The sequence below is a fragment of the Flavobacterium terrisoli genome (genome assembly GCF_030167905.1).
Lineage (GTDB): Bacteria > Bacteroidota > Bacteroidia > Flavobacteriales > Flavobacteriaceae > Flavobacterium > Flavobacterium terrisoli.
In genome coordinates, this window is record NZ_JARGNA010000009.1 from 216983 (window position 1) to 231225 (window position 14243).

Here is a 14243-nt window from a genome sequence, read left to right on the forward strand (position 1 = left end):
ACGTTGTAAAACGAAATGAAAATGAGCACTATAGAAAAAGTACAAGAAGACGTTTTAGTCGAAGAACAAGTTGGAGTCAACAACGAAATCGTATTGTATAATGATGATGTCAATACGTTTGACCATGTTATTGATACATTGATTCGCGTTTGCCAACATACGGCGGAACAAGCGGAACAATGTGCAATTTTAGTTCATTACAAAGGAAAATGCACGGTGAAAACCGGTCATTATGATGAGCTAAAGCCACAATGTACTCAGTTGTTGGAAGCCGGTTTGAGTGCGGAAATTATCTGATTGAAAATTTAAGCCTTAAACTTCCAGTCAAACTCGTCGTTGTCTTTGATAATGGCTCCGATTTCTACACGAATGATTACCCCAAACTCTGCCTGCAGGATTAACCAATTGCTTTCGTTAAAATGATTTTCTGTGGAATCAAAATCTTCTTCTTCCCAGTTTTTAAAAGGCAATTCGTTTTTGATATCATTGACATTCTTGCCAATAACTGTTTTATTCAAAAGTGTTGCTTCTGTATTTGAAGTGATAATATAACCCAAACGGAAAGCTTCATCTTCATAGAACGTTAGGCGAAACTTTTGGTCATTATACAAATAAATCACATTACCGTCTTCGTCTTTGAATTGCTTGGAAGGCTTACCGTAAATGGCTTCTACATGGTTTTGTTTCATGCCAAAAAGCAGTTGGCCCACGCCGTTTTTAGGATTGATTATCATCGTTTTCTATTTGCAACAAATTTAGCGATTACTTATTTATTAAACTATTCCAAAAACTACTATTGGTTCAGTGCATTTTGTTATTTTTATAAGAAAAAAACAATGGAAATCATTTACACCTTTGACAGAATACCAACAGCTGAGCAAGTGATTGAACTGTATGACAATGCCGGACTTCCGAGACCGACTAATGACAAGGAAAGAATACAGAAAATGTATGAGAATTCAAATCTGATTGTAACCGCCTGGGACAATGAAAAACTCGTTGGGGTTTCGCGCTGCATTACCGATTGGGTTTGGAGTTGTTATCTGGCCGATTTGGCTGTCAGCCCGGACTACAAGAAATCGGGAATAGGAAAAAAACTCATTGAATTGACCAAGGATAAAGTTGGGGAGCAAACCATGATCTTATTACTTTCGGTTCCAACCGCTATGGAATATTACCCAAAAGTGGGCTTTATTAAAGAAGACCGGGGATTTACGATACTTAGAACCCGATAAATTTCGTTACCGTTTGCTTTCAAATATCACCATCATTTCCTTGGCTCTTTCAATTTGGCCAATGGCTTTCAGGGATTGTGCATAGCGATAATAGAAAAATTCATCTAAATCATTTGTCATGCAATGCAATTCGATGTACCATTTGGCAGCGGTTTCCAAATCGCCTTCAAAATACCGCCAATCGGCCACTTTTCTGAGCATATCCACAGACAAATAGCCTTTTTCTAAAACCCTTTCATAAGTTCTTAAGACATTTACTTTTACAAAAGTCTTTTTTTCCACCGGAATGACCACATCAACTTCCATTGGTTTGACCGCAGTTGAAGCAACGAGAGCATTTGAGAGTCCGGTATTCAGTCCGCGTGCTCTCACTCTTGCATATTTTGGCGTTACTTTTCTCGTATTATTTTCACCTAAATCGTTGGTGTTAATCAGGTCAACATTTGGAACATTATAGGTTGTGATGCTGCTCCCAAATCGCATGTTTATCCTTTCTTCGACATGGTAAGACACTATGGCAAGTTCTTTTTGTGAAATTCGATCGGAGATTAATTTCGAATTGACCGCTTTGGGATCAATCTGAAAACGTTCGTTATATTGGGCAAAACAGCCAAGAGAAAACGCGTTTACCACTATTAGAAGGAGTACATTTTTTTCCATATTAACTAGGTTTTAGAGAGTTAATAATGTTGCATTCCCATTATAAAGTTACGCATATTTTTGTTTCGTTATTCTCATTTTCTGTAATAATTTTTAATTCAAATTGAAATGAAATTATTGTGACATAATTGGCTTTCACAAATTGGTACAAATAAAAAACACGGAATAAAATTCCGTGCCATCTATTCTAAAGAATGTCTTATATCTTAATACTCAAACTTCCCAAACTCACTTTCAATGGTGAGTTTTTTGTTTGCTGAAGCTTCTACCCTGCCGACAATCTGGGCCGCAACACCAAAGGATTCCGAGATAGCAATAATGTCCAGAGCAATGGCTTGCGGAACGTATAATTCCATTCGGTGGCCACAGTTGAATACCTGGTACATTTCTTTCCAATCGGTTTTGGAGTTTTCCTGGATTAGTTTGAACAATGGTGGCACTGGAAATAAGTTGTCTTTAATGACATGAACGTCATCTACAAAATGCAAGACTTTGGTTTGCGCACCGCCGGAACAATGCACCATACCGTGAATTTCATTGGGTGTATATTGATCTAAAATTGATTTGATGATTGGAGCGTAAGTACGTGTTGGTGACAACACCAGTTTTCCGGCATCGATTGGGGAATTTTCGACTGCGTCAGTCAATTTTGTACTTCCGGAATAGACTAATTCGTTTGGCACAGCAGCATCAAAACTTTCCGGATATTTATGGGCTAAATACTTGGCAAAAACATCATGACGTGCCGATGTTAGGCCATTGCTTCCCATTCCGCCGTTATAGCTTTTTTCATATTTGGCCTGACCAAAAGAAGCCAAACCAACAATCACATCACCAGCCTGGATATTGGCATTATCGACAACATCGCTGCGTTTCATTCGCGCGGTAACCGTTGAATCGACAATGATGGTTCGCACCAAATCACCCACATCAGCGGTTTCACCACCGGTAGAATGAATGGTTACACCAAAAGATTTCAATTCGGCTATCAGTTCTTCGGTTCCATTGATAATAGCCGAAATCACTTCGGCCGGAATCAGGTTTTTGTTTCTCCCGATTGTGGAAGAAAGCAAAATGTTATCGGTTGCGCCAACACACAACAAATCGTCGATATTCATAATCAAGGCGTCTTGTGCTATGCCTTTCCACACCGAGATATCTCCGGTTTCTTTCCAGTACATATACGCCAAAGACGATTTGGTTCCGGCACCATCAGCATGCATAATCAGACAATAATTGTCGTCATTGGTCAGGTAATCGGGAACGATTTTGCAGAAAGCTTTTGGGAATAATCCTTTATCGATGTTTTTGATGGCGTTGTGCACATCTTCTTTGGAAGCCGAAACTCCGCGTAGATTGTAGCGTTGACTGTTATCAGAGCTCATTTTACAGTGTTGTGTTGTTGTGGCGCAAAGATAGTCAAAGATTGCAGAAAGCAGAAAACAGAAAGCAGATTTTTGATTTAAAACAATCGTCAGTTCGAGTTCGCTTGAAAAGCGAGTATCGAGAACATTTGCATGGAGCTTCTCGATACAATTTTGCTTTGCAAAATCACGCGAAGTGACGCAATATTAATTCTCAAGTATAAGAATCTCTACACGACGGTTTTCATCTTCTTCGGTTTGGTTTTGTTCCGGGATTTTATGAATTGGTCTCGACACTCCGTAGCCTTTGAACTTCATTCGCTTTCTGTCGATTTTATTCCGCAACAGATAATTGTAAACTGCCCGGGCGCGAGCCGTGGAAATATTGTTGAAGTCATTAACCATTTGGCAACAAATATGGCCTTGTATTTCAATTTTAAGATTGGGATTATCTTGCATCGCACAGAGTAATTCATACAAAGAAGCTTCTGACTTAGGTACGATACGCGCCGAATTGTTGAAGAAATAAATATTGGGCAATATGACTGTCTCACCGACTTTAGTGTTCTTTATTTTTTTAGAAAATTCACTTTCGATGGGCTTGGCTGCAATTTCGGAATAGAAAATAGTCACTCTTCTGTTCTCCGCCTGGATTTTGGATTGCTTGAAATCTTTACCATAAGCCACTTTATCAAGATTTCGGCTAAATTTCAAACCACTTCTCTCCAAAAGTTCACGCACACTTTCAATGCGTCTTTCGGCTAAGTGTTTGTTGTAATCTTTGGTATCAATGCTGTCACAGAAACCCAAGAGTTTGGTGATTTCTATTTCCTTGTTCTTGGCAATCCATTCATTAAGCAATAGTATAGAGCTTTGATTTGGAAAGTCTTTATTGAAATCGAAAAAAACTTCAAATTGTTTTTGTCCCAAACAGTTTAGGGAAACTAAAAAAAGTAAGATGACAATTTTAGCTTTCATTATTTATCTACAATTAAAATTTCCACACGGCGATTGGCTTTTCGTTCTGCTTCGTTTCTTTCCGGCACTTTATAAATTGGATCATTACTGCCAAAACCTTTATAAGACAATCGATACAACTCAATTTCATTATTGGCCAAATACTTAAAAATAACCATCGCTCTTCTGTATGATAATTTAGTATCCATTCCGTTTGGGTTACAACAAATATGGCCGTGGATAGCTATTCTCAGCTTTGGATTATCATACATAACCTGGAGCAATTCTTCCAAAAGCGGCATGGATTCTTCCTCTATTTTTTCTGAATTGAACCGGAAATTGATGTTGTTGATTTTTACCAAATCTCCTTTTTTGGCTTTCTTAAATTTAGTTGCCAATTCATCTGTTTCTTTTTCAATCAATGCTTGAGTGTCAAAAGGAGAAATTGCCGCCTCTTCTTTGGTTACTATGGCTTGCTCATCTTTTGTCTTTTCTTCTTTCTGCGTATAAAAAAAGGCTACTTTTCTATTCTCTTCCTGCTTTTTGGAATATTTAAAGTCTTTGCCAAAAGGTTTTAACTCTACCTTATCGCTAATCTTGATTGTGTCTTTTTTAAGTAAGGCCAAAACCGAATTTATTCTTCGCATCGCCAAATCCTTGTTGTATTGGCTATCATCAACACTATCACAAAAGCCCAAAACTTTGATTACTTCAGCGGTTTTATTTTCTGTTATCCATTGATTTAATTTAGTCAACGAAGCTTGATTTGGAACAGCGGCATTAAAATCAAAAAACACTTCATACTGCTTTTGAGAAAATCCGAAAAAAGGCAATAACAGTAAAACAAAACAAATTTTTCTCATGCTAATTATTGACAATTAAAATTTCCACACGGCGATTGGCAGCACGCTCTGCTTCATTCTTTTCGGGCAACGGATAAATCGGCTGTGTGCTTCCAAAACCTTTATAGGACAAACGCGCCGGATAAATCTGATTGGAAACCAAAAAATTATAAATCGCCTTGGCTCTTTGGGTTGACAAATCCAGTCTGTCATTTGGCATGCAACACAAGTGGCCCTGAATTTCTATTTTCAACTGTGGATTATGTTGCAAAACCAACAGTAGCTCATACATTTTTCCACGGGATTCGGGAACAACGGCAAAAGTATTAATGATAAAATTCAGGTTTTCAATTTTGAGCTTTTCACCGGTTTTGGCTTCGCCAATGCGCTTCATAAAAGCCCTGTCGAGCTTGAATTCTGAAGTAGTTCCGTTTGGATTTTCAAAGATTAATTTTTCGGGGTAATCAATTTCCGCTTTAGGCGTTTCTGTGAGCAGTTCCGGTTTAATTCCCAAGATTTCGTTCTCGCGCGGGATGTCTTTTTCGAGAATGTAATAGAGGGTTACTTTGCGGTTTTCGGCTTTGTTTTGGGACTGATTGAACTTTTCACCAAAACTGATGGTTTTAAAATCTTCCCTGATTTTGATTTGGTCCTTTACAATCTCAAAAACAAAATTGACTCTTTTCTGAGCCAAAGTATCATTAAAACCGGTGGTTCCGTCTTCATCGGTAAAGCCATGAATGGCTACAATTTTGTTGTTGTTATTGGATAAAACCCATTGATTGAGTTTGTTCTGTTCCTTTTTAGTCAATTCAAATTTGTTACTCTCAAAATACAAACTGAACTGTTCCTGTGCAAAAAGATTTGCAGTAATGAATAAAAGAAGGACAATAATAATTTTGCGTAACATCGGTTGGCTTTATTTATATATAACGAAAGTTACGTAAAAATAGTATTGTTGCTAGAAAAATAACCCATTATCAATAATAATATTTCATACATTTGTAAATAAACCCTTAATTATGAAGTCATTATTAACTCTCATCTTACTATTGATTAGTTTTTCCGCGAGTTCACAATCGGTTATACAATCGATTAATTCAGGAAGCATCATTACGAATTCTTCTTCTGTTTCTGTTGGCGAAATTGTGGTTGTTCCACAAAATCAAAACCAATCCAGTACCGGAATCATTGGTCTTTTGGCTCAAACCCAACAAGCCCTTGAAGTGCCTCAGTTGGAGCTTGGTGGAAAAATTACAGTTTTCCCAAATCCTACGTCTGCGACAGTTTACTTTAAGACAGAGACAAATCTTTTGAATGAGGAAGTTTCGATATACAATTTATCGGGGCAATTGATTTCAAAAAAGCAAATTACCGCTAACAATGCTTTGGATTTAACAGAGTTGCAAGCCGGTGTTTATTTAATCAGATTCAACAATAAAAAGATCAATTCCTTTAAAATAATCAAGCGATAATTATGAAAAAACTATTACTATTTGCAATTCTTTTTATTTCCTTTATGAACTTTGCCCAAACACCTCAGGGCATTTCTTATCAGGCAATTGCCTTGAACAGCTCCGGGAATCCGGTGGCAAATTCAAATGTAAATGTAAGGCTATCCATTTTAAACAATTCTGCCTCCGGAACCGTTATATATTCGGAAACCCAATTGAAAACGACAACTGCCCAAGGCCTATTTAATCTGACTATTGGTCAGGGAACGCCAATTTCCGGGACATTTGCGACGATAAATTGGGAAACCAATGCTAAATTTTTAAAAGTAGAAATAGACATTACCGGTGGAACTACTTTTGCTTTGGTTGGGACAACCCAATTGCTTTCAGTGCCCTATGCTTTGTATGCTGAGACGGCGCAAAGCGTTGAAGCTGCGAATATCGTTGGATACAATGATTCGGAAGCCCGAATTCCCGGATTTGTAACATCTGACACTGCCTATGCCTTTTTGTATGGCAATAATGCGCCTAATCAATGGAGTTCTCATGCTATATCAGGAGAACCCTTAAAAATAGTCGGCAGTGATTTCAATATAGGTGTATTGACCACAACCCATGCTTATGTTGCGTTAACAAACCCATATACTTTTGATGATGAGTGGTATAGTATTGCTTTGACAGGCACCCCGATAAAAATAGTTTCCTCTGGTGGAATGGTTGGCGTTCTTACTACCACAAATGCTTACGCCCTTGCATACAATGTAAACGCGAACAATGTCCTTACCTTTAATTGGTTTACCCAGCCTATAGTAGGCATTCCAAAAGATATTTACCCATTATTCAGAGGATTTGGTGTTATTACCTCTACTAATGCCTATGGCTTTGGAAAAACGATTTCGAATTCAAGTCCGGCCTCAACATGCAGTTGGTATTCTTCAGCACCATTATCAGGTAGTTTTATTCAGACAAGGGTAAATGAAGAATTTTTTTCTATTTTTACTACAACCACAGGCTATACTTTTGGGCCTGTTTCGAATAATGATGGAATACCATCTTTTAGTTGGTCATCCGCCAACATGAGTGGAACTTATTTTGATTCTGCTAAATAGCAAACAGGGGAACTAGTAAAAAATATCCATTTATAAATAAAATATTGACAATGAAACAATTATTATTACTCACTTTACTCATGATTAGTTTTTCCGGAAACTCACAATCGGTTATACAATCGATTAATTCAGGAAGCATTATCAGCAATTCCTCGTCTGTCTCAATCGGTGAAATTGTGGTCGTCCCACAGAATCAAAATCAATCCAGTACAGGAATCATTGGTCTTCTGGCACAAACACAACAAACCCTTGAAGTACCTCAGTTGGAACTTGGTGGAAAAATTACCGTTTTCCCGAATCCTACGACTGCGACAGTTTACTTTAAAACCGAAACCAATCTTTTGAATGAGAAAGTTTCAATATACAATTTATCGGGGCAATTAGTTTCCAAAAAACAAATTACCGCTAACAATGCTTTGGATTTATCCGAATTACAAGCTGGTGTTTATTTAATCCGATTCAACAATAAAAAAATCAATTCCTTTAAAATAATCAAACGATAATCATGAAAAAACTAATACTATTATCAGCGCTTTTTATCTCCTTTTTGACTTTTGCGCAAGTGCCACAAGGCATTTCATATCAAGCCATAGCTTTGAATGGTTCAGGAGCTCCGGTGGTAAGTTCAAACGTAAGAGTAAGACTTTCTGTTCTTGACGTTTCAGCTACAGGAACTGTTTTATATTCTGAAACCCAGCTAAAAACAACAAATCCCCAAGGGTTGTTCAATTTGGTTATTGGCCAGGGAACAGTAGTTTCGGGAGTTTTTGCCAGTATCAATTGGGCTACCAATTCCAAATTCTTAAAAGTTGAAATGGATGTGACCGGAGGAACGACTTATGTTTTGGTTGGGACAACCCAATTGCTTTCGGTGCCTTATGCATTAATGGCTGGAGGAATAACAGGTTCAGGAGCTAATGAAAGCATTGAGAATAATAAATTTTCAAATTATGCGTTTGCAGACTCTTCCGCTGGTAAAGTATATGCCTTTAATCAAAGTACTGGTGCTTGGGTTATGCAGAATGGTTATGCCGATACTGGTACACTGCAAGGTTCGGGAGGCAATTTTTGTTTTTCGGATTCATCCGCTGGCAAAGTTTATGTTTTCAACCAAAATACAAGCAGCTGGGTATTCCAAAATGGATATGCAGATAATGGGTTAACTTATTCTAATGGAAATTTTGCCTTTACGGATTCTTCGGCTGGTAAAGTATATGCCTTTAATAAAACAACCGGGACATGGATTCTGCAAAATGGGTATGCCGACAGTATGGCGGGCTCAAAGGGCAATTTTGCCTTTGTCGATTCATCGGCCGGAAAAGTTTATGCGTTTAACAAGAACACCGGAACCTGGGTTATGCAAAACGGATATGCTGACGGCGAAATACGAGGTGAAAATGGGAGTTTTATTTTTACGGACTCATCTGCCGGAAAAACCTATGTATTCAACAAAAATACCGGAACTTGGGTCGTGCAAAATGGTTATGCCGACGGAGGTTCGAATGGATTGATTATTTCCGGTTCTAACGATCATTAAAAAAACCCGCTCAATGAGCGGGTTTTTCTTTAACTAATTAAACCGAATTATCTTGTAAATAATAATTCTCTGTATTTGGTTAGTGTCCAGATTTCGTCATCCACTAAAAGCTCCAGTTTATCACAGTGCTCGCGGATTACTTCGAAATAAGGTTTCACTTTATCACAGTAGGTTTCTGCCATTTTTTGGGCATCAGTCAGGGCATTTGCCTTTTTACGCGCTTCTGTCATCGCTTCTACATTAGAGTTAATGCCTTCAATATGTGAAGAGATTTCTTTGATTAAGAAGATTTGTTCTTTGGCAATTTTCTCAAAGTCCTTACCAAAGATTTCTTTTAATCCGCGTACGTTTTCAATTAAGGTATTTTGGTAACGAATCGCTGTTGGAATCACGTGATTACGGGCGATATCACCTAAAACCCTTCCTTCGATTTGAATTTTCTTAGTATATTCTTCCAATTCAATCTCGTAACGCGCTTCCACTTCAACGTGGTTCATTACGTTTAAGTCGTGGAATAAATCCAATGCTTTTTTGGATACTTTAGCTTTCAAAGCAGCCGGCGTTGTTTTGTGATTGCTCAAACCGCGTTTTTTTGCTTCTTTTTCCCAGGCATCGCTGTAACCATCACCTTCGAAAAGGATATTTTTGGTTCCTTTGATATATTCTCTCAAGACATTGAAAATCGCTTCGTCTTTCTTTAAATCTTTTTTCTCGATTAAAGCGTCCACTTCTTTTTTGAATTCTTTCAATTGTTTGGCCACGATAGAGTTCAAAGTGGTCATCGCATTGGCACAGTTGGCAGAAGAACCAACCGCACGGAATTCAAATTTGTTTCCGGTGAAAGCAAACGGAGAAGTTCTGTTTCTGTCGGTATTGTCCAACATTACATCCGGAATTTTACCCACTACATTTAATTTCAAATCAGTTTTTTCTTCCGGAGATAATTTCCCTTTAGAAACACCTTCCAATTCAGCTAAAACTTTAGTCAATTGTTCTCCAATAAATACAGAGATAATTGCCGGTGGCGCTTCATTTGCCCCTAATCTATGATCGTTACTTGCGGTTGCAATCGCTGCACGAAGTAATTCTTCATATTCATTAACGGCTTTGATTGTATTGATAAAGAAAGACAAGAATTGTAAGTTGCTCATTGGTGTTTTACTCGGAGACAACAAGTTTACTCCTGTATCGGTAGCCAATGACCAGTTATTGTGTTTTCCTGAACCGTTTACACCTTTAAATGGTTTTTCATGGAACAATACTTTGAAATCGTGACGTTCCCCTACTTTTGACATCACATCCATCAATAATGAATTGTGATCCACCGCTAAGTTGGTTTCTTCAAAGATTGGCGCCAACTCAAATTGGTTTGGTGCCACCTCGTTATGACGTGTTTTTACCGGAATGCCCAATAACATACATTCTTCTTCCAATTCTCTCATATAATTCAAAGCACGAGAAGGAATCGATCCAAAATAATGGTCATCTAACTGTTGTCCTTTAGCAGAAGTATGTCCAAGTAAAGTTCTACCAGTCATCACTAAATCGGGACGGGAATTGGCCAAAGAGGAATCTACTAAGAAATACTCTTGTTCCCAACCTAAGGTAGCAGTTACTTTTTTAACGTTTTTATCAAAATATTTACATACTTCAGTGGCTGCTTCGTCAACTGCATTTAGCGCACGCAAAAGTGGTGTTTTATAATCTAAGGCTTCACCGGTATAAGAGATGAAAACTGTTGGAATACACAAAGTCGTTCCGAAGATAAATGCCGGAGATGTTGGATCCCAAGCGGTATAACCACGAGCCTCAAATGTATTTCTGATTCCACCATTCGGGAAAGAAGAAGCATCCGGTTCTTGTTGCACTAATTGGCCACCTCCAAATTTCTCAACAGGATCAGAACCATCATATGATGTTTCGAAAAAGGCATCATGTTTTTCAGCAGTAGTTCCGGTTAGGGGTTGGAACCAGTGAGTATAATGAGTAACACCTTTGGCAACTGCCCATTCTTTCATCCCCATTGCGATATAATCGGCAAGCTTTCTGTCAATTTTAGTTCCGTGCTGCACTGCATCTTTCACTCCTTTATAAGCATCTGAAGTTAAATATTGCTTCATTGCTTTATCATTAAACACATTGGCTCCGAAAATGGCTGATTTTCTATCAGCTTCTTCAAATTTTACAGGCTTTCTACCTGATGCATCTTTTAATGCTTGAAAACGTAAAGTTGACATAAAATTGATTTTTTAAAAGTTATACCCTAATAATTTGATGCAAATATAGCAATATTTTTATTTTAAAATAAATATACCCTATTTTTTTAGGGGTCAATTTGATTATTTATCAAAAAATAATTGTTTAAAACTTTTGTTGCAGAATAGTTAATATATGTCAGCAGAAAATTCAAACAACTATATTTGTAGCAACTAAATAAAATACATCATGATAGTTTGGATTGTTTTTCTGGCCTTAATTTTTCTATTTCTTGCTCTTGACCTGGGCGTATTCAACAAAAACCCTCATATCATCTCGCCAAAAGAAGCTGGAATGTGGACTGGAATTTGGGTTTCACTTTCGTTTATCTTTAGTATAGTCGTTGGTTGGATATACAAAAACGGACTTGTTGCAAATCCGACAGATATTGCACCAACTGTGGCTTCGATGAAATTCATCACCGGTTATCTTATTGAACTATCCTTAAGTGTGGACAATATTTTTGTGATTGCGGTTATTTTTGCTTCCTTCAAGATTCCGTCAAAATACCAACATCGAGTTTTGTTTTGGGGCATATTAGGCGCCATTGTATTTAGAGGGTTGATGATTTTCTTTGGTGTTATTTTGATTAACAAGTTCAGTTGGATGACTTATCTTTTTGGTGCATTCTTGATTTTCACTGCGGCCAAAATGCTATTTAAAGGAGAAGAGCATGAATTTAATCCAAAGAAATCTTTTGTTTACAGAAACTTACGCAAATTGATGCCGATTACTCATCATTTGGATAATGAACGTTTTTTTGTAAAAAGAAAACACATCACAGCAGCTACACCTCTTTTTGTGGCGCTAATCGTGATTGAAGTAATGGATATGCTTTTTGCCTTAGATAGTGTTCCAGCTATATTAGCTATTACATCAGATCCTTTTTTAGTATTCAGCTCTAATATTTTTGCGATTCTTGGATTGCGCTCTATGTATTTCTTTTTAGCAAATATGTTAGAGAAGTTTAGTTATTTAGAATATAGTTTGATTGCTATCCTGACTTTTGTTGGTATCAAAATGCTTATTGTTCATCATTATAAATTCCCTGAATGGGTTTCACTAGGATTTATAGCTCTTTCTTTATTAGCCGGTATTATAATTTCAATAAGAAAAAGTGATTCAGAATAGTCAATTTCATATTCTCATAAATAAAAAAAGCCTCTTCATTATGAAGAGGCTTTTTATTGATTAATTTATTTTAAGGTTATCTTTTAACTACTTTAAGAGTTCTAACATCTTCTCCTTGAGTAACAACAATGTTGTAAACTCCTGAAGGATATTTATCTCCTATTTTCACTTCTGATGACTCTCTAGGACTTAATTCACGAGTTTCAATTACTCTTCCTACCATATCATAAACTGCTACGGTCACTTTACTATCGTTTGAAGTTGTCAAACTCAAGTTGAAGTTGTCAGTATATGGATTCGGATAAACTTTAACGCTCATGCTTCCAGACATATCATCTGATTCAGTTTTAGATGTGATATAAGAAACTAAATCTCCTGTGAAAGGAACTTCAGGCATAACAGTTCCAACATACACTCTACACTCATCAAATCCTCTATTGATTGCATCAACAGCTTGATTTACCTGAGCAGGTGTTACGTTTCCGATGCTTTGTCCACCTAAAGCTCTATTCGCTAAGACTAACAAGTTACCAACTGTTGCTCCACCGTTAGCATTCAAATAATTGATTACAGGCTGAGGAATATTGAACATTGCTTCAGTTCCCGGAACCGGAGTATCCGATCCACAAACACCAGTGTCTGCAGTTACAAAATTAGGTTCTAATTCAAAGTCTCCTAATTCTGAATTCAATTGGGTATTGAAGAATAAAGCCATTGTTTGACTTAACAATACATTATTGATTCTACCTTTTTGTGGACCACTTCCTTTAAGCGGATCATTATCACTATAAGTTGAAGGCACTGAATATGTAGCAAATCCAATTAATGCTCTTGGAGTCCCTCCACCTGGCATCATTTTGAAAATGTTGTTACTAGTTATATCAGCTAATGTCAATTTGAAATAGTTCCCAGTAGCTGTACTACCAAAATCATATTCTCCTCCAGCTAATGTAATCGCATTAATCATAATGGCTTTAGCATTAGTTAAGCTACCTTCCGGTGTACAAGCTGAACCTTTAATGTTACCATAGTAACCTTGGGTATAAGTACAGTAAGCACACTCATTGATAAAGAATCTTGCTGTACATGAAACAGTTTGACAATTATCAGTAACTGTAAACGTAACTACTAATGGCTGACCAGGTTCTGGCATTTGAATTTGTGATAAATCAGTTGATACTGCATTAGCACATCCACCTGTATGTCCGAATGTATCTCTCCATGCTTCAAAAATTGTTGCAGCATCTTCTCCACATTCTACAGTTCTATCTGCAGGGCAGATAATCTCAAGTTTCGTTGCAGGAACTACAGTAAATGTTTCTGTTACAGATGGAGAAGTACATTTATCAGTTACTGCATAAGTTACTGTTGTAGTTCCTCCTGTACATAATGGTGGTGCCAGTGGTGATCCATAATCTCCTACCGGTGCACATCCGCCACTTACTGTGAATTGACTTAACCATGTAGCAAATGCCACTTCCAAAGCAGCTTGATCTGCATAGTCACAAGAATTAACAATCGTTGAATCCGGTGAACCTAATACTAATGCAGGTGGTGCTGTAATAGTGAATGTTCTGCTTACTGTTGATGTTTGGTAACATTTATCTGTTACGGTATAAGTAACGGTGATTGTTCCGCCACATGCATTAGGAGCACTTACCTCTCCATAGCTGCCTTGTGGGTTACATCCGCCTGATA

At 37.4% G+C, this 14243-nt stretch carries 15 protein-coding genes; 7 read left to right on the plus strand and 8 right to left on the minus strand.

Annotation, left to right across the window (positions count from 1 at the left end):
* The first annotated feature begins 21 nt into the window (after positions 1-21).
* The gene (locus tag P1K33_RS14120) at positions 22-297 is read left to right on the plus strand and encodes an ATP-dependent Clp protease adaptor ClpS (protein ID WP_284653637.1); all 276 of its coding nucleotides are present in this window, start codon (positions 22-24) and stop codon (positions 295-297) included.
* A gap of 8 nt (positions 298-305) precedes the next feature.
* Here the strand turns inward: P1K33_RS14120 and P1K33_RS14125 are convergent, their stop codons facing one another.
* Positions 306-734 carry a hypothetical protein gene (locus tag P1K33_RS14125; protein ID WP_284653638.1) on the minus strand — a complete coding sequence of 143 codons (429 nt, stop codon included), beginning with the start codon at positions 732-734 and terminating at the stop codon, positions 306-308.
* 102 nt (positions 735-836) lie between these two features.
* On the opposite strand from P1K33_RS14125, the gene P1K33_RS14130 reads away from it, so the two are divergent.
* Complete coding sequence (locus P1K33_RS14130) at positions 837-1235, plus strand: GNAT family N-acetyltransferase (RefSeq protein ID WP_284653639.1); 399 nt, start codon at positions 837-839, stop codon at positions 1233-1235.
* Positions 1236-1241: 6 nt separating this feature from the next.
* On the opposite strand, the gene P1K33_RS14135 is transcribed toward P1K33_RS14130, so the two are convergent.
* From P1K33_RS14135 to P1K33_RS14155, 5 genes are all read right to left on the minus strand, one after another.
* Positions 1242-1895, minus strand: a complete 654-nt coding sequence (locus P1K33_RS14135; protein ID WP_284653640.1) for a hypothetical protein — start codon at positions 1893-1895, stop codon at positions 1242-1244.
* A gap of 206 nt (positions 1896-2101) precedes the next feature.
* On the minus strand, positions 2102-3280 hold the full coding sequence (locus P1K33_RS14140; protein WP_284653641.1) for an AIR synthase related protein: 1179 nt from the start codon (positions 3278-3280) through the stop codon (positions 2102-2104).
* 186 nt (positions 3281-3466) lie between these two features.
* On the minus strand, positions 3467-4237 hold the full coding sequence (locus P1K33_RS14145) for an OmpA family protein (RefSeq protein ID WP_284653642.1): 771 nt from the start codon (positions 4235-4237) through the stop codon (positions 3467-3469).
* The gene (locus P1K33_RS14150) at positions 4237-5079 is read right to left on the minus strand and encodes an OmpA family protein (protein WP_284653643.1); all 843 of its coding nucleotides are present in this window, start codon (positions 5077-5079) and stop codon (positions 4237-4239) included. The genes P1K33_RS14145 and P1K33_RS14150 overlap by 1 nt, the downstream gene beginning before the upstream one ends.
* Before the next feature lies 1 nt (position 5080).
* On the minus strand, positions 5081-5968 hold the full coding sequence (locus tag P1K33_RS14155) for an OmpA family protein (protein WP_284653644.1): 888 nt from the start codon (positions 5966-5968) through the stop codon (positions 5081-5083).
* A 112-nt stretch (positions 5969-6080) separates the two neighbouring features.
* Between P1K33_RS14155 and P1K33_RS14160 the strand changes: the two genes are divergently transcribed.
* The 4 genes from P1K33_RS14160 to P1K33_RS14175 are packed head-to-tail and all read left to right on the plus strand — an operon-like array spanning position 6081 to position 9158.
* Positions 6081-6533 (plus strand): T9SS type A sorting domain-containing protein, encoded by a 453-nt coding sequence (locus tag P1K33_RS14160; RefSeq protein WP_284653645.1) that lies wholly within the window; start codon positions 6081-6083, stop codon positions 6531-6533.
* Positions 6534-6535: 2 nt separating this feature from the next.
* Positions 6536-7621, plus strand: a complete 1086-nt coding sequence (locus tag P1K33_RS14165; RefSeq protein WP_284653646.1) for a DUF8740 domain-containing protein — start codon at positions 6536-6538, stop codon at positions 7619-7621.
* A gap of 50 nt (positions 7622-7671) precedes the next feature.
* Positions 7672-8124 (plus strand): T9SS type A sorting domain-containing protein, encoded by a 453-nt coding sequence (locus P1K33_RS14170; protein ID WP_284653647.1) that lies wholly within the window; start codon positions 7672-7674, stop codon positions 8122-8124.
* Between the two features lie 2 nt (positions 8125-8126).
* On the plus strand, positions 8127-9158 hold the full coding sequence (locus P1K33_RS14175; protein WP_284653648.1) for a DUF8740 domain-containing protein: 1032 nt from the start codon (positions 8127-8129) through the stop codon (positions 9156-9158).
* A 47-nt stretch (positions 9159-9205) separates the two neighbouring features.
* Here the strand turns inward: P1K33_RS14175 and P1K33_RS14180 are convergent, their stop codons facing one another.
* On the minus strand, positions 9206-11395 hold the full coding sequence (locus P1K33_RS14180) for a glutamine synthetase III family protein (RefSeq protein WP_284653649.1): 2190 nt from the start codon (positions 11393-11395) through the stop codon (positions 9206-9208).
* Positions 11396-11603: 208 nt separating this feature from the next.
* Here P1K33_RS14180 and P1K33_RS14185 point away from each other — a divergent pair, with 208 nt between their 5' ends.
* On the plus strand, positions 11604-12545 hold the full coding sequence (locus P1K33_RS14185) for a TerC family protein (protein ID WP_284653650.1): 942 nt from the start codon (positions 11604-11606) through the stop codon (positions 12543-12545).
* A gap of 76 nt (positions 12546-12621) precedes the next feature.
* Here P1K33_RS14185 and P1K33_RS14190 read toward each other — a convergent pair.
* A partial coding sequence (locus P1K33_RS14190; protein WP_284653651.1) for a T9SS type A sorting domain-containing protein occupies positions 12622-14243 on the minus strand: 1622 nt, incomplete at its 5' end.

Bases quoted from the DNA above. Each gene is read 5' to 3' on its own strand.
- P1K33_RS14185 (WP_284653650.1), top strand. From the start codon at position 11,604: ATGATAGTTTGGATTGTTTTTCTGGCCTTAATTTTTCTATTTCTTGCT.
- P1K33_RS14145 (WP_284653642.1), bottom strand. From the start codon at position 4,237: ATGAAAGCTAAAATTGTCATCTTACTTTTTTTAGTTTCCCTAAACTGT.
- P1K33_RS14155 (WP_284653644.1), bottom strand. From the start codon at position 5,968: ATGTTACGCAAAATTATTATTGTCCTTCTTTTATTCATTACTGCAAAT.
- P1K33_RS14140 (WP_284653641.1), bottom strand. From the start codon at position 3,280: ATGAGCTCTGATAACAGTCAACGCTACAATCTACGCGGAGTTTCGGCT.
- P1K33_RS14170 (WP_284653647.1), top strand. From the start codon at position 7,672: ATGAAACAATTATTATTACTCACTTTACTCATGATTAGTTTTTCCGGA.
- P1K33_RS14125 (WP_284653638.1), bottom strand. From the start codon at position 734: ATGATAATCAATCCTAAAAACGGCGTGGGCCAACTGCTTTTTGGCATG.
- P1K33_RS14160 (WP_284653645.1), top strand. From the start codon at position 6,081: ATGAAGTCATTATTAACTCTCATCTTACTATTGATTAGTTTTTCCGCG.
- P1K33_RS14135 (WP_284653640.1), bottom strand. From the start codon at position 1,895: ATGGAAAAAAATGTACTCCTTCTAATAGTGGTAAACGCGTTTTCTCTT.
- P1K33_RS14120 (WP_284653637.1), top strand. From the start codon at position 22: ATGAGCACTATAGAAAAAGTACAAGAAGACGTTTTAGTCGAAGAACAA.
- P1K33_RS14180 (WP_284653649.1), bottom strand. From the start codon at position 11,395: ATGTCAACTTTACGTTTTCAAGCATTAAAAGATGCATCAGGTAGAAAG.
- P1K33_RS14130 (WP_284653639.1), top strand. From the start codon at position 837: ATGGAAATCATTTACACCTTTGACAGAATACCAACAGCTGAGCAAGTG.
- P1K33_RS14150 (WP_284653643.1), bottom strand. From the start codon at position 5,079: ATGAGAAAAATTTGTTTTGTTTTACTGTTATTGCCTTTTTTCGGATTT.
- P1K33_RS14165 (WP_284653646.1), top strand. From the start codon at position 6,536: ATGAAAAAACTATTACTATTTGCAATTCTTTTTATTTCCTTTATGAAC.
- P1K33_RS14175 (WP_284653648.1), top strand. From the start codon at position 8,127: ATGAAAAAACTAATACTATTATCAGCGCTTTTTATCTCCTTTTTGACT.